Source organism: Frigoribacterium sp. CFBP 13707 (assembly GCF_014842245.1).
Classification (GTDB): Bacteria; Actinomycetota; Actinomycetes; order Actinomycetales; family Microbacteriaceae; genus Frigoribacterium; species Frigoribacterium endophyticum.
The window spans coordinates 435,853-456,893 of the sequence record NZ_JACYVL010000003.1; the positions used below are offsets into that span (position 1 = coordinate 435,853).

General features: G+C 73.0%; 15 protein-coding genes and 1 other RNA gene. 5 read left to right on the plus strand and 11 right to left on the minus strand.

The window, feature by feature from the left end:
* Positions 1-6 precede the first annotated feature (6 nt).
* Both sucB and IFT45_RS09025 read left to right on the plus strand, forming a co-directional pair.
* Entirely contained in the window at positions 7-1,530 is a 1,524-nt protein-coding gene (gene sucB, locus IFT45_RS09015; RefSeq protein ID WP_192127716.1) for a 2-oxoglutarate dehydrogenase, E2 component, dihydrolipoamide succinyltransferase, read from the plus strand.
* 1,457 nt (positions 1,531-2,987) lie between these two features.
* Positions 2,988-3,704, plus strand: a complete 717-nt coding sequence (locus IFT45_RS09025) for a DUF4191 family protein (RefSeq protein ID WP_167259108.1) — start codon at positions 2,988-2,990, stop codon at positions 3,702-3,704.
* 113 nt (positions 3,705-3,817) lie between these two features.
* Here IFT45_RS09025 and IFT45_RS09030 read toward each other — a convergent pair whose 3' ends face one another.
* Entirely contained in the window at positions 3,818-4,270 is a 453-nt protein-coding gene (locus IFT45_RS09030) for an RDD family protein (RefSeq protein WP_167259107.1), read from the minus strand.
* Positions 4,271-4,409: 139 nt separating this feature from the next.
* On the opposite strand from IFT45_RS09030, the gene glnA reads away from it, so the two are divergent.
* Positions 4,410-5,834, plus strand: coding sequence for a type I glutamate--ammonia ligase (glnA, locus tag IFT45_RS09035; protein ID WP_056054503.1), 1,425 nt, complete (start codon positions 4,410-4,412; stop codon positions 5,832-5,834).
* A 90-nt stretch (positions 5,835-5,924) separates the two neighbouring features.
* Here the strand turns inward: glnA and IFT45_RS09040 are convergent, their stop codons facing one another.
* The 6 genes from IFT45_RS09040 to IFT45_RS09065 form a co-directional block, all read right to left on the minus strand.
* Entirely contained in the window at positions 5,925-7,349 is a 1,425-nt protein-coding gene (locus IFT45_RS09040) for a UDP-glucose/GDP-mannose dehydrogenase family protein (RefSeq protein WP_056054500.1), read from the minus strand.
* Between the two features lie 58 nt (positions 7,350-7,407).
* Positions 7,408-8,964: a glycoside hydrolase family 26 protein gene (locus tag IFT45_RS09045; RefSeq protein WP_192045658.1), complete on the minus strand. Its 1,557-nt coding sequence runs from the start codon at positions 8,962-8,964 to the stop codon at positions 7,408-7,410.
* Positions 8,957-10,600 carry a glycosyltransferase gene (locus IFT45_RS09050; RefSeq protein WP_156369927.1) on the minus strand — a complete coding sequence of 548 codons (1,644 nt, stop codon included), beginning with the start codon at positions 10,598-10,600 and terminating at the stop codon, positions 8,957-8,959. Before IFT45_RS09050 ends, IFT45_RS09045 begins: the two co-directional genes overlap by 8 nt.
* Before the next feature lie 501 nt (positions 10,601-11,101).
* A complete protein-coding gene (locus IFT45_RS09055) occupies positions 11,102-14,047 on the minus strand; it encodes a bifunctional [glutamine synthetase] adenylyltransferase/[glutamine synthetase]-adenylyl-L-tyrosine phosphorylase (protein ID WP_192127721.1) in 2,946 nt (981 codons plus the stop codon).
* 30 nt (positions 14,048-14,077) lie between these two features.
* Positions 14,078-15,415, minus strand: a complete 1,338-nt coding sequence (locus IFT45_RS09060) for a glutamine synthetase family protein (protein WP_056054486.1) — start codon at positions 15,413-15,415, stop codon at positions 14,078-14,080.
* Between the two features lie 66 nt (positions 15,416-15,481).
* Positions 15,482-15,655, minus strand: coding sequence for a hypothetical protein (locus IFT45_RS09065; protein WP_056054483.1), 174 nt, complete (start codon positions 15,653-15,655; stop codon positions 15,482-15,484).
* Positions 15,656-15,747: 92 nt separating this feature from the next.
* Here IFT45_RS09065 and map point away from each other — a divergent pair, with 92 nt between their 5' ends.
* Together map and ppgK are read left to right on the plus strand one after the other, a co-directional pair.
* Positions 15,748-16,611 carry a type I methionyl aminopeptidase gene (map, locus tag IFT45_RS09070; protein ID WP_192127723.1) on the plus strand — a complete coding sequence of 288 codons (864 nt, stop codon included), beginning with the start codon at positions 15,748-15,750 and terminating at the stop codon, positions 16,609-16,611.
* A 38-nt stretch (positions 16,612-16,649) separates the two neighbouring features.
* Positions 16,650-17,417 carry a polyphosphate--glucose phosphotransferase gene (gene ppgK, locus IFT45_RS09075; protein WP_056054479.1) on the plus strand — a complete coding sequence of 256 codons (768 nt, stop codon included), beginning with the start codon at positions 16,650-16,652 and terminating at the stop codon, positions 17,415-17,417.
* A 112-nt stretch (positions 17,418-17,529) separates the two neighbouring features.
* Here ppgK and rnpB read toward each other — a convergent pair.
* The 4 genes from rnpB to IFT45_RS09095 form a co-directional block, all read right to left on the minus strand.
* An RNA gene (gene rnpB / locus IFT45_RS09080) (RNase P RNA component class A) lies at positions 17,530-17,912 on the minus strand.
* Between the two features lie 70 nt (positions 17,913-17,982).
* Complete coding sequence (locus IFT45_RS09085) at positions 17,983-18,723, minus strand: zinc ribbon domain-containing protein (RefSeq protein WP_371810930.1); 741 nt, start codon at positions 18,721-18,723, stop codon at positions 17,983-17,985.
* Between the two features lie 65 nt (positions 18,724-18,788).
* Positions 18,789-19,604 (minus strand): Nif3-like dinuclear metal center hexameric protein, encoded by an 816-nt coding sequence (locus IFT45_RS09090; protein ID WP_192045656.1) that lies wholly within the window; start codon positions 19,602-19,604, stop codon positions 18,789-18,791.
* Positions 19,605-19,613: 9 nt separating this feature from the next.
* Positions 19,614-20,996, minus strand: coding sequence for a hypothetical protein (locus IFT45_RS09095; protein WP_192045655.1), 1,383 nt, complete (start codon positions 20,994-20,996; stop codon positions 19,614-19,616).
* Positions 20,997-21,041: the final 45 nt, after the last annotated feature.

Below are 21,041 nucleotides of genomic sequence, written 5' to 3' on the forward strand. Positions count from 1 at the left end.
CCACGCATGAGCGAATCCGTCAACCTCCCGGCACTCGGGGAGAGTGTCACCGAGGGCACGGTCACCCGATGGTTGAAGAACGTCGGCGACCGGGTCGAGGTCGACGAGCCCCTGCTCGAGGTCTCGACCGACAAGGTCGACACCGAGATCCCGTCGCCGGTCGCCGGCGTCGTCGAGGAGATCCTCGTCCAGGAGGACGAGACGGTCGAGGTCGGCACGGCGCTGGTGCGCATCGGTGACGGCAGCGGCTCCTCCGACGGCGGCTCCGCCCCCGAGTCGGCGCCCGCCGAGGCCGAGCAGCAGCCCGAGCCCGAGTCGGAGACGGAGGAGACCGTCGTCTCGTCGTCGAACGCTCCCGCTCCTGGCGAGGAGGCCCCCGCGGCTCCCCTCGCCCCGGCGGACGAGGTCGACCCGGCGCCCGCCGCGTCGGACGACGCGCCCGCCCAGCCGGGGGCGACCGATGCGTCGGCTCCCGTCCCCGCACCCTCCGCCCCGGTGGCCGCTCCCGCCGCCGTGCCGGCCGCGGTGCCCGCCGCCGCCCCGGCTCCGGCAGCGCCGGCGGCCAGCCCCGCGCCGGCCGCCGCTCCCGCCGCCGAGTCCGCCTCGAGCAGCTCCGCTCCGACGGGCTACGTCACCCCCCTCGTGCGCAAGCTCGCCAACGAGAAGGGCGTCGACATCAGCACGCTCAGCGGCAGCGGCGTCGGCGGACGCATCCGCAAGGAGGACGTGCTCGCCGCCGCCGAGGCCGCCTCGGCCGCGGCGTCGGCCCCGGCGTCGTCGGGCGCCGCGGCTCCCGCCCCCGTCGAGGTCTCGCCGCTCCGCGGCACGACCGTCCCGATGACCCGCCTCCGCAAGGTCGTCGCCGAGCGCGCCGTCCAGTCGATGCAGGCGATGGCCCAGCTCACCAGCGTGGTCGAGGTCGACGTGACCGCCGTGGCCTCCTTCCGGGACGCCCACAAGGCCGAGTTCCTGGAGAAGACCGGCAACAAGCTGTCGTTCCTCCCGTTCTTCACCCTCGCGGCGGCGGAGGCCCTCAAGGCCCACCCGAAGCTCAACGCGACCGTCGACGGCGACTCGATCGTCTACCCGGACCACGAGAACGTCAGCATGGCCGTCGACACGGAGCGCGGCCTGCTCACGCCCGTCATCAAGAACGCCTCGGAGCTCGACCTGGCCGGCATCGCCGCCCAGATCGCCGACCTCGCCCAGCGGACGCGCGACAACAAGCTGAAGCCCGACGAGCTCGCCGGCGGCACCTTCACGGTCACGAACACGGGGTCGCGCGGCGCGCTGTTCGACACCCCGGTGGTGTTCCTGCCGCAGGTCGCCATCCTCGGCACCGGCATCGTGGTCAAGCGCCCCGTCGTCGTCAAGGCCGCCGGGGGCGAGGCCATCGCGGTCCGCTCCATGGTGTACCTCGCCCTGTCGTACGACCACCGCATCGTCGACGGCGCTGACGCCGCCCGCTTCCTCGTCGCGGTCAAGGACCGCCTCGAGGCAGGCGACTTCGCCTCCGTGCTCGGCATCTAGCCCGGTCGNCGGCCCCGCGGGCGTCGAGGAGCACCGTCTCGCCCAGTCGCTGCACCTCGCCGTCGACCGCCGTCGGGACGAGTGCCCCTCCCGCCGCCCCGGGGTCGTCCAGCAGCTGCGCGTCTCGCGCCGCGACCGGTGAGCCCGGCTGGTCGACGGCCGCGAGGCACGAGGGCGTGACATCGGCGAGACAGCGTTCCCGAGCCTCAAGGAGCACCCGGGCCGCGGCGACGGCGTCCTCCCCCGTGGTCACGACGTCGTCGTCGCCCGGGGTCGGCCGGTCGCCACCCCGGGAGGTCGTCGGCGGCTGCCCGGGAGGAGACGTCGCACCGGCATCACCGCCATCACCGGCGTCCGCTGCCGGGGCGAGTGTCGGGGAGGGGCCGGCCGCGCCCCCGCCGTCCGTCGCGACGGCGGTGCCGCCGTCGACGGACCCTCCCGGTGCCGAGAGCAGGAGGGCGATCACGACCGACGCCGCCACGACGCCGCCCAGGAGCCAGAACCGGGGCCTCACCGCCGCGACGCGCGCCCGGACGGAGGTCTCGCGACGGGCGGCGAGCCAGTCGAGGGCCGCGTCGACCACGGCCGCCTCCGGCAGCGCGGCCGCCCACGCGGGGCGCGGCGGACCCGCCAGGGCGGACCAGTCGACCTCGTCGCCCCGGGTCGCGTCGTCCGTCTCCGCCGCCGCCGACGGCAGGGGCAGCGGGGCCGCGAGGTCGTGCACGGCCTCCACGACGGCGTCGAGGTCGTCCGCTGCCGCCAGGGCCGTGAGCAGGGGCGACGAGCCCTCCTCGAGGTGCCCCGCCACGAGCTCGACGAGACCCCGCGAGGCGGCGGCCGCCGACGCACGGGCCGCCGCGACGTCCGCCGTCGCGCCCGCCGTGCGCAGGCGCCGCAGCAGCGGTGCGCCGCGGTCGTCGAGGACCACGTCGCCGAGGTCGGGGCGGTCGACGAGCAGACCCGTTGCGGCCGCGCGCTCCAGCACCGCGAGGAGGGGCACCGCCAGGGTGACCAGCTCCCCCGGCACCAGGGGCCCCCGGCCCGCGAGCCACGACGGGAGGGGGACGAGCTCGCCGTCGGGCACGACCATGACCAGGCGCCCGTCGGGGTCGTGCAGGACGTCGACGGTGGGCAGCAGGTGGGCGTGCCGCACCGGGGCGGCCCGGGCGAGCTCCGCCTGCACGCGCGCTCCGTGCGGGCCGGCCTGCGCCGGCCTCAGGAGGACGACCGGCAGCCCGTCCGGTCCCGTCGCGCGGAGGGCCTCGAGGCCGTCGTGCTCGTCTCGGGCGTGGACGTCGTAGGGGCCGGTGCGGGAGCTGCTCACCCGGAGAGCGTGCCCGGTGCCGGGCCCGGCACCGCGACTCCCCGGGGTGCCCTGTGGACGGGCCCGCCCCGGGCGGAGGCCGGGAGGGCCGACCGGGCCGCCGTGCGCACGCCCGTCCCGTATCCTGGTCGACATGGCACGACGCTCCGAGAACCCGACCCCCAAGCCGCCCAAGGAACCGGGTCGGTTCAAGCAGATGTGGCAGGTCTTCCAGATGACCCGCCGCTACGACTCCCAGGCGCTGCCGCTGATGCTCGCGGCGCTGCTCGTGCCGGTGGTGCTCGGCGTCGTCGCGGCCCTGCTGCTCTCGGGCGGCAACGTGCTCGCGCTCGTGCTCTACATCATCGTCGGGCTCATGCTCGGCGTCCTCCTGCTGCTCATCGTCCTGGGGCGACGTGCCGAGAAGGCCGCGTACTCGCAGATCGAGGGCCAGCCGGGCGCCGTCGGCGCCGTCATGAAGAGCGGCCTCCGCCGCTCGTGGCGTGCGGCCGAGATGCCCGTCGCCGTGCAGGGCCGCACCCAGGCCGCGGTCTACCGGGCCGTGGGCAAGGGCGGCGTCGTCCTCATCGCCGAGGGCGCCGCGGCCCAGACCAAGAAGCTCGTCGACGAGGAGCGCCGCAAGGTAGCCCGCATCCTCCCGAACGTCGCCGTGACCGTGCTGCACGTCGGCCCCGACGCCGACGCCGTCCCGCTGCACAAGCTCGCCGGGCGCATGAACAAGGTCAAGTCGACCCTGAACCGCAACGAGGTGCTGGCGGTCAGCAACCGCCTCCAGTCGCTCGGCAAGAACGGCCTGCCCATCCCCAAGGGCGTCGACCCGTTCAAGGTCCGCTCCGGCCGACCGCGCTGACCGTCTGCGCTGACCGACCGCCCCGCACGACGACGGCGCCGCTCCCCTCGGGGGCGGCGCCGTCGTCGTGTCGAGCGGCACCCACCGGACCGGGCGGGCCCGCGCGGGCGGCGTCAGACGCGGACGAGCACCGTGCCGGCGATGCGGTCGTGGAGGCCGCGCTGGTCGAGGTCCCACACCACGGCGGGGACGACGAGGGCGACCAGGAGCGTGCGGACCAGCGGGCGCCAGAGACCGACCGCTCCCCCTCGCATCGGCACGAGGCGCATGCCCAGGGCGAGGTGGCCCGGAGTGCCCCCGAGGGTGACCAGGAAGAGCACCTGCACGACGACGAACACGGCGGTGATGGCGAGGCCCTCACCGTCGAAGAACGCGTACGCGACGACCGAGGCGAGGGCCCAGTCGATCACCAGGCCGCCGACCCGGCGCCCGAGGCGCGCGATCGACCGCGGCCCCTCGCGCGGCAGGCCGAGACGCTGGCCCGGCCACTCCTGGCGGCCGTCGGAGCCGCCCTGGCCGGAGGGCGCGGCGGGCTCGGACGGAGGTCGACGGATGGAGTCGGGCATGGCGTCGAGCCTACCGACCGGCACATGCGTAACATGCCGGAAACACGAGGGACACCGCAGCGAAACCCCTCGCCCATACCGTCGTCAGTGGCTGCGTCCCGCTGGCCGATCCGTTCCACACCATTGGAGAGACATCTAGATGTTCACTGATTCTTCCGAGGTGCTGAAGTTCATCAAGGACACCGACGTCAAGTTCCTCGACATCCGGTTCACCGACCTCCCCGGCGTCCAGCAGCACTTCAACATCCCCGCCTCCACGGTCGACGAGGAGTTCTTCTCCGTCGGGCAGCTCTTCGACGGATCGTCCATTCGTGGCTTCGCCTCGATCCACGAGTCGGACATGCAGCTCATCCCCGACGTCACGACCGGCTACGTGGACCCCTTCCGGGCCGAGCGCACGCTCATCCTGGTCTTCGACATCTTCAACCCGCGGAACGGCGAGCTCTACAGCCGCGACCCCCGCCAGGTCGCCAAGAAAGCCGAGAAGTACCTCGCCTCGACCGGCATCGCCGACACGGCGTTCTTCGCGCCCGAGGCCGAGTTCTACATCTTCGACGACGTCCGCTACGAGGTCACGCAGAACGCGAGCTTCTACAGCGTCGACTCCGAGGAGGGCGCCTGGAACACCGGTCGCGTCGAGGAGGGCGGCAACCTCGCCAACAAGACGGCCTACAAGGGCGGCTACTTCCCCGTCAGCCCCGTCGACAAGACGGCCGACCTCCGCGACGACATCAGCCTCAAGCTGATCGACTCCGGCCTGGAGCTCGAGCGCGCGCACCACGAGGTCGGCACGGGCGGCCAGCAGGAGATCAACTACAAGTTCGACACGATGGTCCACGCGGCGGACGACATCCTGAAGTTCAAGTACATCGTCAAGAACACCGCCGAGCAGTGGGGCAAGGTCGCGACCTTCATGCCCAAGCCGCTCTTCGGCGACAACGGGTCGGGCATGCACACCCACCAGTCGCTCTGGAGCGACGGCAAGCCCCTCTTCTACGACGAGAACGGCTACGGCGGTCTCTCCGACGTCGCGCGCTGGTACATCGGCGGCCTGCTCAAGCACGCTCCGGCGGTGCTCGCCTTCACCAACCCGTCGATCAACTCGTACCACCGCCTGATCCCCGGCTTCGAGGCCCCCGTCAACCTGGTCTACTCGGCCGGCAACCGGTCCGCGGCGATCCGCATCCCGATCACGGGCACGAACCCGAAGGCCAAGCGCATCGAGTTCCGCGTCCCCGACGCGGCCTCGAACCCGTACCTCGCGTTCGCCGCCCAGCTGATGGCGGGCCTCGACGGCATCCAGAACCGGATCGAGCCGCACGAGCCCGTCGACAAGGACCTCTACGAGCTGCCCCCGGAGGAGGCCAAGAACATCCCCCAGGTGCCCGCCTCGCTCGACGCGGCCCTGCTCGCGCTCGAGGCCGACCACGAGTTCCTCACCAAGGGCAACGTGTTCACCGAGGACCTCATCGAGACCTGGATCGCGTACAAGCGCGACAAGGAGATCCTGCCCATGGCGCAGCGTCCCCACCCGTTCGAGTTCGAGATGTACTTCGGCGTCTAGCTCACGAGCGTTCTCCGCGGAGGCCCGCNGCACGCGGACGGGCCGCCCTCCCGGAGGAGGACGGCCCGTGATCGCCGAGCGGCGGCTGGCTCAGGCCGGGATCGCGACCGGCGACAGCGCCTGGCGACGCGCGGGGACGCGGCGGCTGCCGAGCGGCCGGACCTCCCAGCCGGCGCTCGCCCAGACCTCGGCGTCGAGCGCGTTGCGGGCGTCGATCACGACGGGGTTGGCGGCCAGCTGCGCGAGGGGCAGCGGCTCGGCCCCGACGAACTCGGGCCACTCGGTCAGCAGGAGGACGGCGTCGGCGTCGGTCACCGCCTCCTCGATGCTGTCCGCGAACGACAGCGTGGGGAAGCTGCGCTGGGCCGTCTGCGTCGCCTCGGGGTCGACGACGAGCACCTGCGCACCGCGCAGGTGCAGCGCCGCGGCGACGTTGAGGGCGGGCGAGTCGCGGACGTCGTCGGTGTGCGGCTTGAAGGCCGCGCCGAGGACGGCGATCCGGCGGTTGAGCACGGAGCCGCCGCAGGCGTCGATGGCCTGGTCGATGACGCGCTGGCGCTGGGCCATGTTGATCTCGTCGACCTGCTGCATCAGGCCCACCGCGCGATGGGCGCCGAGCTCGTTGGCCCGGAACATCAGGGCGCGGATGTCCTTGGGCAGGCAGCCCCCGCCGAAGCCGAGGCCCGCGTTGAGGAACTTGCGGCCGATGCGGTCGTCGAAGCCCAGCGCGTCGGCGAGCGTCGACACGTCGGCGCCGGCGGCCTCGCAGAGCTCGGAGATGGCGTTGATGAACGAGATCTTCGTCGCGAGGAAGGCGTTGGCGCTGACCTTCACCAGCTCGGCCGTCGGCAGGTCACACGAGATGACCGGCGTACCGGTCGAGATGGGCTCGGCGTAGACGGCCCGCAGCACGGCCTCCGAGCGGCTGTCGGTGCCCCCGAAGACGATGCGGTCGGGGCGCAGGGTGTCCTCGACGGCGTGGCCCTCGCGGAGGAACTCGGGGTTCCAGACGACGTCGGCCGAGATGCCGGCGGGCAGCACGCCCGCGACGATCTCACGAAGCCGGGCCGCCGTGCCCACGGGCACGGTCGACTTGCCGACGATGAGGCCGTCGTGGCTCAGCGAGCGGGCCACGGCCCGGGTCGCCTCCTCCACGTAGGTCAGGTTCGCCGCGTGGCTCCCGCGCCGCTGGGGCGTGCCCACGCAGATGAAGTGGACGTCGCTGAGGGCGACGGCCTCGGCGAGGTCGGTGGTGAACACCAGCCGGCCGGAGTCGACGTGCTTGACGATCAGCTCGGGCAGGCCGGGCTCGAAGAACGGGACGCGGCCCTGGGCCAGCGCCTCCACCTTCGAGGGGTCGGTGTCGACGCCGATCACGTCGAAGCCCATCTCCGCCATGGCGGCCGCGTGGGTGGCGCCGAGGTAGCCGGTGCCGATGACGCTGATGCGCGGCCGGGCGGAGTCGGCGGAGGTGACGGGGGCGTCGCTGTCGAAGGGGGTGAGGTCGTCGGTCATGATGCGCTCCTGAGGATGGTGGGGGCTGCAGGGAGGGAGGAGGGACGGGCGGGGCCGGTCACGGGAGGGTCCGGAGGTCGAAGCCCGTGTCGCGCCGGGCGATGCCCTCACGGAAGGCCGTGATCGAGTCCTGTCGGGAGACGATCCGCCAGTCGTTGGTCAGGTACGACCCGGACGCGACGGTGGTCGCCGTGAGGTTGAACCAGGCGAAGCCGACGATGTCGTCGTTCGCCGGGTCGGCCAGGGTGTCGAACAGCGAGTCGATCCAGCGCGGCTTCTGGGCGGCCTTCGTCGTGCCCAGCTCGGCCGCGCCGATCTCGGCGAGGACGATCGGCTTGTCGGTGATGGCCCGCAGGTAGCCGAGGGTCTTGCCGAAGGTGCCGTCGAAGTCGCCGGTCTGCGGCGTCTCGGCGTTGCTGCGGAGGTAGCCGGTCATGCCGACCCAGTCGACGTAGTCGTCGCCGGGGTACAGGCTCGCGGTGTACTCGAGCGTCCGGTTCTTGGTCGGCACGCCCTCCACGCGGGTGGGAGCCCAGACCCAGGCGACGAGGTCGTTCGCCCCCTCGCGCTCGAAGACGTCGTGCACGTGGCGCCACATCTCTCGGTACTGGCCGGGAGTGTTGTTGTTGACGCCCTCGTCCCACGGGTACCAGTTGCCGTTCATCTCGTGGTCGAGACGGATGGCGAGGGGCAGCCCGGTGGTCTTGATGTCCTGGGCGTACTTCGTCAGGTACGCGTCGAACTCGCCGTCGATGATCTTGCCGAGCTCGTAGTCGGGGTCGACGACCTGGTCGTTGGCCGCCTTCAGCGGGCGCGACTCCCAGGTGAGGAAGGGCAGGTCGCCCTTGGCCCACGCCCGGGTGACCGCGTTCGGGTCGAAGTCCTGGTCCCAGCCCTGGAAGTACCCCGCCATGTTCGGCTGCGCGCCGACCTTGCTGCTGACGTCGTCGAACTCGGACCAGCTGAAGGGCGACTGCGTCGTGTAGAGGCCGAAGTAGCGCGACTCGGGCTGGATGATGCTCGCCAGCGACGGCGCCGTGACGGGCTGGGGGGCCGCCGGGGTCCCGCTGCCGGTGCCGGAGCCCGAGCCGCTGCCGCTGCCGCTGCCGGAGCCCTTGCCCCCCGACCCCGTCGCGCCCTTGGCGCCCGAGAAGGCGGCGGCGCCGCCGGACCCGCCGGCTGCCGACCCTGCGGCCGTCGATCCGCCGTCGGCCGCGGCCTGCGCCTGGTCGAGGGCGCTCTGCGCCGAGGCGAGCTTCGCCTGCGCCGCGGTCAGCTGCCCCTCGGAGGTCCAGGCCTGCTGCTGCACGTCGGCCAGGGCGGTCTTGCTGTCGGCCAGCTGCGCCTTGGCGCTCACCAGCTGGTCGAGCAGGGCCGACCGGTCGGCCTTCAGCTCGGCGACGTCGGACGGCGAGGCGCCCACGGCGGTCTGCACCGCGCTGCGCACGGCGTTGTCGGACGGGGAGATCCAGATCAGCCACGAGATCATGGCGAGCAGGACGACGACGGCGGTGGCGCCGAGGCCCGTGCGGCGGGCGTTGCCGTGGGACTGCGCCCACCAGGCTCCCGACTGCACGTGCGCCGGGGCGACGAACTTCTGTGCGGACTCAGACAATGAAGAGCACCTCCAGGGCGAGGATGACGGCACCGATCAGGTACGGGAAGCCGGCTTTGGGGTTGAGGCGACGACGGGGAGGCGCGGCCACGCGGGCCGGGGAGGTCGCCTCCGCCAGCGCGGTCGCCGTGCTGGTCGTGACGGCGTCGCCGGGGCGGGCGTCCACGGCCGTCTCCGCGCGGTGGCTGCGCACCATGACCGCGCCGCGGTCACCGTCGCGCACCGTGGTGGAGTCGCCGGTCGGGCCGGCCGTCGAGGTGGACGGTCCGAAGTCGAACAGGGTGTCGACGCCGGGGTCGGCCTCGCCCCGGAACTCGCGCTCCAGCACGTCGAGGGAGTCGTCGGCCCCCACGGACTGGACCTGGGCCTGCACGGCGTCGTCCGCCGCGCCTCCCCCGTAGGCACCGGCACGGGTGCCCCAGCCGCTCGCGTGGCCCATGCGGAAGAAGCCGATGACGCGGATGGGCATCAGGAAGAACGTCGACACGATGATGAAGACGGGCAGGCGGAAGAAGTCCGAGGGCTTCTCGGCGAGGTGGCGCATCTGGCGGATCGCCATGCTCAGCACGGAGGAGAGGACCATCAACACGATGATGCTGATGAGCCCGGTCGAGACGCCGTACTCGGCGAGGATGCCGCGGTAGAGGTTGACGCCCTGGCCGGTGATGCCGCGGTAGACCCAGCCGCCGATGACGCCCATGAGCATGAACGGCAGGATGATGTCCATCGCGAAGAAGAAGGCGAGCATCGGAGCGTGGCCGAGCATCCACGGCATCATCCGGAAGGTGTTGTACTGGCTGCCGCGGGCCCAGCGGAGCTGCTGCTTGAAGAGCTTCTTCACCTGGAGGGGCGCGTCGGTGTAGACGAGGCTCGTGTGCTGGTAGACGGTGCGGTAGCCCTCCTTGAGCGTGAGGTTCGTCAGGGTGCGGTCGTCGCTCACCTCGAGGAAGACGCCCATGAACTTCTCGGTCATGAACTTGTCCATGACCCGCTCGAGGATGACGCGGCGGAAGGCGATGGTGCGGCCGGGGAGGCAGCCGATCTGGCCGAGCACGCTCTGGGCGGGCATCGAGTACAGGGCCCGCGAGTTCTCGAGCCAGTCCGCCCAGCGGGTGATCCAGCTGCGCTCGGGCTCGAGGATGCGCTGACGGGTGGTGACGCCGCCGACGTTGGCCTCGGAGAAGGGGCGGACGAGCTCGGAGAGCGTGCCCGGCGTCCACACCGTGTCGGAGTCGACGAGCACCGTGATGTCGCCGCGGCTCAGCTCGGTGCCGATCATGACGGCGTTGCGCTTGCCGGGGATCGGCGTGTGCACCCAGCGCACGAGGGGCGCGTACTCGTCGCAGACCGCGGCGAGGTCGGGGTTCGGGGCGCCGTTGATGACGACGATGATCTCGCCGGGCGCCTGCTCGACCATGCGGCCGATGACGTCGCGGAAGAGGTCGAGGGGCTCGTCGACCACGGGGACGACGACGCTGGTCGTGCCGGTGAACTCGCCCGTCGAGGGGCGGTACCGGCGCGAGAGGACCACCTTGACGATCCACAGGACCCAGATGAGGGCCGAGTACACCGCGAACAGGTAGACCTCGGGGTAGCCGCCCGCCATGGAACGGATCTGAAGGATGAAAGTCAACACGATGGCCGCCTCGGAAGATGGGGGAACAGGGGGTGGCGTCCGCGTCGTCGGGGAACCTGGGTGTCGGATGAGGCAATCTTCAGTCACCCTGCGGGTGCTCACAAGCCGTCACCTCTTCGGGGGCGTGCTCTCACCCCGTGGGGTACGGCACTTGTCCTCCCTCTGGTGTCAGGCGAAATGCCGACACCGGACAGCGACACGGCTGGTGCCCCCTGAACGACGGCCGTCGCCTCCCTCAGGGCTCGATGAGAGCCCGCCTCACGATCGGCGACAAGCCCTCTGGACAGGGTTTTCTACCGGATGGACTGAAGCACCGAGAGCGAGCACCCGTGAACCTGAGAAGGACCTGTCAGACACGGGCCGTGCTCCTGTCAGCCACGAGCCCGAAACACGCCGGTCATCTCGGTCGGGGTACATCGGGTGATATCGGGGTACGCAGCGATCACCCGCGACGAATTCGTGCATCACCCGTCGAGATCTGCATCCCGGGCGTGTCGCGCCTCAGCCCGTGGGGGTGGGAGCCTCGTCGAGGCCGTAGAAGCCCCGCTCGAAGACGGCCCGGGCACGCCGGGTCGCGGCGAGGTAGTCCTCCTCCAGCCGCGTCGCCGAGCCGGGCGGGTACTCCATCAGCCGCGCCACGCCCTCGAGCTGACGACGGTCGGTCGGCAGGACGTCGGACGTCCGCGACGTCCAGAGGACCCCGGCCGAGCGTGCGCGGGAGGCGATCACCCAGGCGTCGTGCAGCTTGCGGGCGTCCTCCGCCGAGACGAGCCCGGCCTCCTCCGCCGCCGCCAGGGCGTCGAGGGTCGAGGGCGTGCGGAGGGCGGGCACGGCGTGGGCGTGCTGCAGCTGGAGCAGCTGCACGAACCACTCGACGTCGCTCAGCGACCCCCGCCCGAGCTTGAGGTGCCGGGACGGCTCGGCGCCGCGGGGCAGCCTCTCGGCCTCGACGCGCGCCTTGATGCGCTTGACCTCCCGCACCTCCTGCTCGGAGAGCTCCGCGGGGTACCTCACCGTGTCGGCGACGGCCGTGAAGTCACGGCGCAGCGCCTCGTCGCCGGCCACGGCACGAGCCCGGAGCAGCGACTGCGCCTCCCACGTGAGCGACCACCGGTCGTAGTACGCCCGGTACGACGTCAACGAGCGCACCACGGGCCCGCTGCTGCCCTCCGGTCGCAGGCCGGCGTCGAGGTCGAGGGGCACGAGGGAGTCGGCGGTCAGGCGGTTCAGCTCCGCCACGACGCGGACGGCCCGGCGGTGCGCGGTCTCGTCGCCGTCCGGGGCCCGGTAGACGTAGAGCACGTCCGCGTCCGAGCCGAAGCCGAGCTCCCGGCCTCCGTAGCGCCCCATGGCCACGACGGCGAACTCGATGTCGCCCGCGTCGCGCCGCGCGAGGGCGAGCGCGCCCGTGATGGCGGCCGTGGTCACGTCGGTGAGGCCGGCCGCCAGCTCGTCGATCGTCATCAGGCCGAGGATGCCGCCGATGGCGAGGCGGAGGACCTCGCGTCGGCGGGCGTTCCTCAGGACCGCGGCCCCCGCCTCCGGGGTGTCGTGGCGGGCCAGGGTCGCGTGCGTCTCGTCGAGCAGGCTGGGGAGGCTGCGCGGGCGCAGCTCGTCGTCGTTCTCGAACCAGACCGCGGCCTCGGGGGTGCGCTCGAGGAGGTCCGCCACGAAGCGCGACGTCGACAGGACGGTGGTGAGCCGGTGCGCCGCCCCGGACGAGTCGCGGAGCATGCGCAGGAACCAGTAGGACTCCCCCAGCCCGTCGCTGAGGCGACGGAAGGCGAGGAGGCCCAGGTCGGGGTCGGTCCCGTCGGCGAACCACTGCAGCATCGCCGGCAGGAGGTGGCGCTGGATGCTCGCGCGGCGGGAGACGCCGCCCGTGAGGGCCGCGATGTGCCCCAGCGCTCCCCGCGGGTCGGCGAAGCCGATGGCCGCGAGCCTCGCGGCGGCCTGGTCGGTGCTGAGCGCGAGCTCCTCCTCCGGCCGCGCCGCGACGGCGGAGAGCAGCGGGCGGTAGAAGAGGCGCTCGTGGAGGGTGCGCACCCGTCGCTTGACGCCCTGCCACGCCTCGACGAGTTCGCGCGCCGAGCCGGCCAGGCCGGTGCCGCGGGCGAGGGCGCGGAGGTCGTCGTCGTCGGTCGGCATGAGGTGCGTGCGGCGCAGGCGGGAGAGCTGGATGCGGTGCTCGAGCAGCCGGAGGACGCGGTAGTCGCGGTCGAACTCGGCCGCCTCGGCCCGCCCGACGTAGCCCCGGCGGGCGAGGGCCGACAGGGCCGCGAGGGTCGACCGCTCCCGGACGCCGTCGTCGGCCTGGCCGTGCACGAGCTGGAGCAGCTGGATCGTGAACTCGACGTCGCGGAGGCCCCCGGGGCCGAGCTTGAGCTGACGGTCGACCTCGTCGGCGGGGATGAGGTCGGTGACGCGCTCGCGCATCCGCTGCACCGACTCGACGAAGGCCTCGCGGGAGGCCGCCGACCAGACGAAGGGCGCGATGCGCTCGACGTAGCGCTCGCCCAGCTCGCGGTCGCCCGCGATCGGCCGGGCCTTGAGCAGCGCCTGGAACTCCCACCCCCGGGCCCAGCGGTCGTAGTACGCCACGTGCGAGTCGAGGGTGCGGACGAGCGCGCCGTCCTTGCCCTCGGGGCGGAGGTTCGCGTCGACCTCCCAGAGCTCGGGCTCGATCGACAGGTCGGAGACCGCGCGCACGGCGTGGACCGCGAGGCGGGTGGCGATCTCGACGGCCCGGCCCGGCCCGAGCCCGTCGGCGCCCTCGGCGACGTACACGACGTCGACGTCGCTGAGGTAGTTGAGCTCGCGGGCGCCCGTCTTGCCCATGCCGATGACGGTGAAGCGCGTGCGGGCGACGTCGTCGGCGGGGAAGGGCACCTCGCGCCGGGCGACGTCGACGGCGGCCTCGAGGGCGGCGCCGGCGAGGTCGGCGAGGGCGGCGGCCACCTCGGGCAGGACGGCGACCGGGTCGGCCGACTCGAGGTCCCAGGCCGACAGCCGCAGGAGGTGGTGGCGGTACCGGCGACGGAGCGCGACCGCGGCGTCGTCGCCCACCAGCCCCGCGACGACGGCGAGGAGGTCGCCGACGTAGTCCTCCGGTGAGGGAGGCGCGGTGAGGGGCACGAGGAGGCCCGCGAGTTCGTCCGGTCGTCGCGTCAGGAACTCCGCGAGGCCCGACGACGCCCCGAGCACGCGCACCAGGCGGGGCCCGGCTCCGGCGTCGAGGAGCCGGGAGACGCCGTCGGCGTCGCGCTCGACGAGCCGCTCGAGGTGCCGGAGCGCCGCGTCGGGGTCGGGAGCACGGGCGAACGACGCGACCAGCGACTCCGCCCGGGGCTCCTCGGCGACCAGCCGCTCGATGCGGTCGCGGGCCTCCCGCAGCTCCGCGAAGCCCAGCCGGGCGAGCTCGGACAGTCCGGTGCTCGGGCGGGTCATGACGGTCGGGCGCGCGGGGTGCGGCGCGGGCTAGAGGATCTCGAGGTTCGAGCGCAGCTCGTAGGGGGTGACCTGGGCGCGGTAGGCCTTCCACTCCTGGCGCTTGTTGAGCAGCACGTAGTTGAAGACCTGCTCGCCCAGCGTCTCGGCGACGAGCTCGCTGTCCTCCATGATGGACAGGGCGTGGTCGAGGCTGGCGGGGAGCTGCTTGTAGCCCAGCGCGCGGCGCTCCGCGTCGCTCATGCCCCAGACGTTGTCCTCCGCCTCGGTCGGCAGCTCGTAGCCCTCCTCGATGCCCTTGAGGCCGGCGGCCAGCATGAGCGAGAAGGCGAGGTACGGGTTCGCCGCCGAGTCGATCGCGCGGTACTCGACGCGGCTCGAGTTGCCCTTGTTCGGCTTGTAGAGCGGCACGCGCACGAGGGCGCTGCGGTTGTTGTGGCCCCAGGTGACGAAGCTCGGGGCCTCGTCGCCGCCCCAGAGGCGCTTGTAGCTGTTGACGAACTGGTTCGTGACGGCCGTGATCTCGGGGGCGTGCTTGAGCAGGCCGGCGATGAACTGTCGACCGATGCGGGAGAGCTGGTACTCCGCGCCCGCCTCGTAGAAGGCGTTCGAGTCGCCCTCGAAGAGCGACATGTGGGTGTGCATGCCCGACCCGGGGTGCTGGCTGAAGGGCTTCGGCATGAACGTCGCGTAGACGCCCTGCTCGATCGCGACCTCCTTGATGACCGTGCGGAAGGTCATGATGTTGTCGGCTGTGGTCAGCGCGTCGGCGTAGCGGAGGTCGATCTCGTTCTGGCCGGGGCCGGCCTCGTGGTGGCTGAACTCCACCGAGATGCCCAGGTCTTCGAGCATGCGCACCGAGCGACGACGGAAGTCGTGGGCGGTGCCGCCGGGCACGTTGTCGAAGTAGCCGGCGGAGTCGACCGGCTGGGGGCCCTCCGGGCCGTGCTGGGCGCTCTTGAGGAGGTAGAACTCGACCTCGGGGTGCGTGTAGAAGGTGAAGCCCCGGTCGCCGGCGCGGGCGAGCGTGCGCTTGAGCACGTTGCGGGGGTCGGCGACCGCCGGCTGCCCGTCAGGCGTCGTGATGTCGCAGAACATGCGGGCCGTCGGGTCGATCTCGCCCCGCCAGGGCAGGATCTGGAACGTCGTCGGGTCGGGCTGCGCCAGGACGTCGGCTTCGTAGGAGCGGGTCAGCCCCTCGATCGCCGAGCCGTCGAAGCCGATCCCCTCGGCGAACGCCCCCTCGACCTCGGCCGGCGCGATGGCCACCGACTTGAGGGTGCCGATCACGTCGGTGAACCAGAGGCGGATGAACTTGATGCCCCGCTCTTCGATGGTCCGAAGAACGAAGTCTGTCTGCTTGTCCATGCACGGCCTTTCTGCTCGACGACCAGGCTAGTGGACGGGACGCACGCCGCGGGGGCGCGGGCCCGGTCAGTCGTCGGCGGCGTCCTCGGCGTCGAGGCGGGCGTTGCGCTCCGTGATGGTCTGGATCGCGCGCTCCGCCTCCTCACGGGTGGCGTAGGGGCCTGCTCGGTCGACGGCCGGCGAGACCTTGCCCTCCTCGACCTCGTGGGTGGTGATGTTGTACCAGTACTCGGGTGCCATGGCAGCAGGCTACCTCCGGGTCCCGGACCCGGGGCCGCCGGGGGCCCGCCGGGTGCGCCCCGCGGACGACGTCTCCCCCTAAGGTGGACGACATGCCTCGGGACTCCCACGGACACCTGACCCCGGGCCGGATCTCAGCGCAGCGTCCGGTCCCCGCGTCGATCCCTCGACCGGAGTACGTGGGCAAGGCCGGGCCGGCTCCCTACACGGGCGGCGACGTGTACGACGCCCCGACCGTCGAACTCATCCGCGAGAGCGGCCGGATCGCCTCGCAGGCCATCGACGCCGTCCAGGCGGCCCTCCGCCCCGGCGTCACCACCGACGAGCTCGACCGGGTCGCCCACGAGTTCGTCGTCGCGCACGGCGCCTACCCCTCCACCCTGGGCTACCGCGGCTTCCCGAAGTCGATCTGCACCTCGCTCAACGAGGTGATCTGCCACGGCATCCCCGACGACACCACCCTCGTCGAGGGCGACCTGCTGAACGTCGACGTCACCGCGTTCAAGGACGGCGTCCACGGCGACCTCAACCGCACGATGATCGTCGGCGAGGCGCCCCAGGCCACGGTCGACCTCGTCGACCGGACGCGGGAGGCCCTGCGTCGGGGAATCAAGGCCGTCGCGCCGGGCCGGCAGGTGAACGTCATCGGCCGCGCGATCGAGTCGTACGCCGCGCGCTTCGGCTACGGCGTCGTCCGCGACTACACCGGCCACGGCGTGGGCCGTGCGTTCCACTCCGGCCTGGTCATCCCGCACTACGACGCCCCGCAGTACGACGACGTCATGACCCCCGGCATGGTCTTCACCATCGAGCCGATGCTGACGCTCGGCGGCGTCGAGGCCGACATCTGGCCCGACGACTGGACGGTCACGACCCGCGACCGGTCGCTCACGGCGCAGTTCGAGCACACCCTCGTCGTCACCGAGCGCGGCGCCGACGTGCTCACCCTCAGCTGACCCCAACTCCGACACACTCCCCTAGGAAGGTTCCACCCGTGGCACAGAAGGCAGTGGGCATCGACATCGGCGGCACCGGCATCAAGGGGGCGATCGTCGACGTCGAGTCGGGCGAGCTGCTCACCGACCGCCTCAAGAAGCCGACCCCGGCCGGCGGCGAGCCCGACGACATCGTGGCCGTCGTGAAGCAGATCGTCGAGGAGCTCGGCGTCGACGACCTCGACGTGCCCGTCGGCGTCTGCTTCCCCGCCGCGATCATGGACGGCAAGACGCTGTCGGCCGCGAACGTGTCGAAGAAGTGGATCGACTTCGAGGCCGAGCGCCTCTTCGAGACCACCCTCGGGCGCGACATCCACTTCGTCAACGACGCCGACGCGGCGGGCTACGCCGAGACGCGCTACGGCGCGGCGAAGGGGGTCCCGGGGCTGGTGGTCATGACGACGCTGGGCACCGGGATCGGCACCGCGCTCATCAACGACGGCGTCCTCATCGTCAACGCCGAGCTCGGCCACCTCGAGATCGGCGGCAAGGACTACGAGACGAAGGCCTCGTTCGCCGCCAAGGAACGCGACGAGCTGAGCTGGAAGCACTGGGCCAAGCGCCTGCAGAAGTACTACTCGCACCTCGAGGCCCTGCTCTACCCGCGGCTCATCATCGTCGGCGGCGGCGTCTCGAAGCACCACCAGGAGTTCCTCCCCCTGCTCGACCTCCGGGCCGAGATCGTGCCGGCCGTGCTCCGCAACAACGCGGGCATCCTCGGCGCGGCGGCCCTCGCGGCGTCGTCGCGGCCCACGACCGCGGTCTGAGCCGACGACGGCCCGGGGCGGCGACCGCCCGGGCCGACCGTCGTCACGACGTGACGGAGGCCCGGGTGCGGGAGGCGTGCCTCCTGCACCCGGGCCTCCTGTCGGTCTGGGGCGGATGGGCCGGCTGATACGCCGGGTTCTGTCCCGGTGCCGAGGCACCATGGACGGCCATCTATCTCGGGACTACGTTGCCGCAGCCCTCCAGCGGTCTACCCGAGGACTCGGCGAGCCACCTCGACGTCCTCTGTCTGACCTTGCTCCGGGCGAGGTTTGCCTAGCCGGTCGGTCACCCGAACCGCTGGTGGTCTCTTACACCACCGTTTCACCCTCACCGCGGCCCCGTCTCACGACGTGACCGAGGCGGTCTGCTCTCTGTTGCACTGTCTCGCGGGTCGCCCCGGGTGGGTGTTGCCCACCGCCCTGCTCTGTGGAGCCCGGACGTTCCTCGGCGGTCGGGAGCGAGCCCCCGACCGACGCGACCGTCTTGCCGACCCATCCGCCCTGCCACTGTAGCGCGCGCCGGCGGGGCGCCGAGCCGGTGCCGGCCCCCGTGCCCCGGAGAGGCCTAGATCCCGGACTCGTTCGTGCGCACGAGGACGGCGTTGCTGTCGGGGCAGAGCACGACGTCGTACGCGCTGGCGGAGCGCACGGCGGCCAGGTCGCTGCCGGTCAGGGTGACCCCGCTGGCGCTCGAGACGCCGCCGCGCAGGAGGGAGGCACCGATGCCGTACCGGCGACGCTGCGTCTCGTAGAGGTCGAGCAGGTCGGCCGGCACCTTCTCGGCGAGCGTGGCGCGGTCGGCCTCGACCTGACGGCGCTCGATCTCGAGCTCGCCGAGCTTGGCGTCGCGCGTGCTCCGGGCGTCGGCCCGGCGGACCTCGAGCTGGTCGAGCTCCTCGTGGGTGACCGTGGCGACGGCGCCGAGGCTCTCGACGCGCTCCATCACCTCGAGCTGCATGTCCTCCAGGTCGGAGCCCCGCTTCGCGAGGGCGGCTAGCTCCGCCTCGAGCGCCTGGACGTCCTTGACGGACGAGGTGCTCGCGAGCCGCTGCTGGTCGCGGGCGACGCGGGCCTCGACGACCGCCACGTCGGACTCGACGCGGCGGAGCTCGGCCTGCGCGTCCTCCCAGGCGCCTTGCTCCGACGCCATGCGGCTGCGGAGGCGGTGGGCGTCGCCGTCGACCGTCGCGAGGACGGCGATCTCGGGGAGGTTCGCGGCACGGTGCGCGAGCTGCTGCAGGGTGGTGTCGAGCTTCTGGAGGTCGAGCAGCAGGGCCTGGTCGGCGGGGCTGGCTTGCAACGGCACGGGGACTTCTTTCGTCAGGGGCGGAACGGGGCGGGCGCCGGGGCGCCCGGGCGGGTCGGCGGCGGCTACTGCACGACCGCGAAGTCCCAGGGGTCGGTGCGGAGGTCGCTCAGGGTGACCTCGACGTCGTCGAGCTCGCGTCGGAGCTGCTCCGCGGCGGTGTCGAGCCAGAGCCACTCGCTCGCCCAGTGCGACACGTCGACGAGGGCGGGCCCGTGGCCGAGGCGCATCAGGTCGCGGGCGTCGGAGGCGGGGTGGTGCCGGAGGTCGCTCGTGACGTAGACGTCGGCGGCCCGCACGGCGGGGTGGTCGAGCAGCGAGTCGCCGGCGCCCGCGCAGAGCGCCACGGTCTCGACGACGCGGTCGGCGTCTCCGGCCACCCGGACTCCGGAGGCCGTGGGCGGCAGCACGTCGCCGAGCTGGCGGGCGAGCGCGACGAGGCTGATCGGGCGCGGGAGGCGCCCGACGACGCCGAGCCCGGTGCCCGGGAGGGCGCCCGCCGTGATCGGCGACTGGTCGACGAGGCCGAGCTGGTGGGCCAGCACCCGCGAGGTGCCGGTGGGCACGACGTCGGCGTTGGTGTGCGCCGCGAGGAGGGCGCACCCGGCCCGCTGCAGCCGGGCCACGACGGCGCCCTTGGTCGTGTCGCCCGCCAGCGTCGTCACGCCGCGGAAGAGCAGGGGGTGGTGCGTCAGGAGGAGGTCGGCGCCCAGGGCGACGGCCTCGTCGACGGTGTCGAGCACCGCGTCGACCGCCAGGTGCACGTGCCGGACGGGCTGCTCGGGGTCGCCGAGCACGAGGCCCGGAGAATCCCACGACTCGGCGCCCGCGAGGGGCCAGAGGCGCTCGACGGCGGCGGAGACGGCTGCGAGGGAGGACACCCCGTCAGCCTAGTCGCGGGCCGCCGGGCGGACGAGGGCGACGGACGCGACCACGACCACCGCGACGAGGGCCGCGGCGACCAGGGCGACGAGCAGGCCGACGACCGGCTCGAGCGGGGCGCCGCCGAGCAGGTAGCCCTGCCACGAGAGGGCCTCCGACGAGGGGGCCAGCAGGCCGAGGCCGACGACGGCGGAGAGCACGACGGCGGCCACGACGGCGATCGGGCCCCGGGTCTCGAGCCGGGCGTCGCCCGGGCGGCGCTGTGAGGCGACGCGGAGCGCCGCGGTGGCCACGAGGCCCCCGACGACCGGCACCGCGAGGGTCGCCACGACGGCGGAGACCAGGAGGCCGGCGTCGAGGAGCGTGAGCACCAGGGCGGCGAGGACGACGAGGACGCCGACGGCCAGGCCGGCCAGGCCGAGGGGGCGTCGCGAGGGCGCGGCCACGGCGACGGGGGCGACCGGGGCGTCAGCGGCCGAGGTGCCGGCGACGACGTCGGAGGGCACGGGAGCCGGCTCGGCGCGGGCGACCTCGGCGGCGGCGGCGGTCGTGACCGGTGCCGGGGACCCGGCGGGCGCCTCCTCCACGACCTGCGGGCCCTCGGGGGCAGGAGCGACGTCGAGGACGGCAGGCTCGGCGGCCTCGGACGAGACCTCCGGGGCGACGGCGACCTCGTCGCCCGGAGCGAGCGTCAGGGGCAGGACGACGTCGATGACGCCGGTGAAGCGGAGGCGGGTGCGCTCGAGGGCCTCGGCGGCCTCGTCGGTGCCGATGCGGCCGACCTCGTCGGCCCAGCGGGCGAAGCGGGCGGCCTCCTGGCGGCGCGCCTCCATCTGGGCCTGGACGACGGCCATCAGGTCGACGGTCGCCGTGTCGTCGAGGCGTCGCTCGACCATGCGGACGAGGACGTCGTCGTCGAGCGAGATGCGCTCGGGCGGCTGCGGCAGCGAGGGGTCGACGGGCTCGGCGAAGACGGGGAGGGTGATGCTCGACGTGTCGAGGGAGTGACGCGCGACGCTCGCGGGGCGGGGCTCGGCGGCGTCGGTCGGCACGACGTCGGCGGGCACGTCGGCCCGGTGCGACGGGACGGAGACGGGACGCGGCTCGCGCACCGGGGCGATCGGCTCGACGACCGCCGCCGGGTCGAGGTCGGCGGGCGACGGCTCGGGGTCGGCGGGCGACTGCTCCAGGTCGGCGGGGGCCTCGGGCGTCAGGGTGGGTGTCACGGGGCGGAGCTCCTGGTCGGTCGCCTCGGGCGGGGCGGTGGCCTCCGCCTCGGGCGACGTGCGGGGCACCGGCTCGACGAAGGTCGAGCGGTGCCGCTGGGGCGCGTCGTCGGCCTCGGGCACCACGATGGTGTCGCCCTCGGCCGTCCGCACGCTGTCGGTCATGGCGGGACGGTACCTCGGGCGGCACGCCGGGCCGGGGAGGCTCGC

Excerpts from the sequence above, each read along its gene's own strand:
- sucB (WP_192127716.1), top strand. The coding sequence starts at position 7 with ATGAGCGAATCCGTCAACCTCCCGGCACTCGGGGAGAGTGTCACCGAG.
- IFT45_RS09025 (WP_167259108.1), top strand. The coding sequence starts at position 2,988 with ATGGCACGACGCTCCGAGAACCCGACCCCCAAGCCGCCCAAGGAACCG.
- IFT45_RS09030 (WP_167259107.1), bottom strand. The coding sequence starts at position 4,270 with ATGCCCGACTCCATCCGTCGACCTCCGTCCGAGCCCGCCGCGCCCTCC.
- glnA (WP_056054503.1), top strand. The coding sequence starts at position 4,410 with ATGTTCACTGATTCTTCCGAGGTGCTGAAGTTCATCAAGGACACCGAC.
- IFT45_RS09040 (WP_056054500.1), bottom strand. The coding sequence starts at position 7,349 with ATGACCGACGACCTCACCCCCTTCGACAGCGACGCCCCCGTCACCTCC.
- IFT45_RS09055 (WP_192127721.1), bottom strand. The coding sequence starts at position 14,047 with ATGACCCGCCCGAGCACCGGACTGTCCGAGCTCGCCCGGCTGGGCTTC.
- IFT45_RS09060 (WP_056054486.1), bottom strand. The coding sequence starts at position 15,415 with ATGGACAAGCAGACAGACTTCGTTCTTCGGACCATCGAAGAGCGGGGC.
- IFT45_RS09065 (WP_056054483.1), bottom strand. The coding sequence starts at position 15,655 with ATGGCACCCGAGTACTGGTACAACATCACCACCCACGAGGTCGAGGAG.
- map (WP_192127723.1), top strand. The coding sequence starts at position 15,748 with ATGCCTCGGGACTCCCACGGACACCTGACCCCGGGCCGGATCTCAGCG.
- IFT45_RS09095 (WP_192045655.1), bottom strand. The coding sequence starts at position 20,996 with ATGACCGACAGCGTGCGGACGGCCGAGGGCGACACCATCGTGGTGCCC.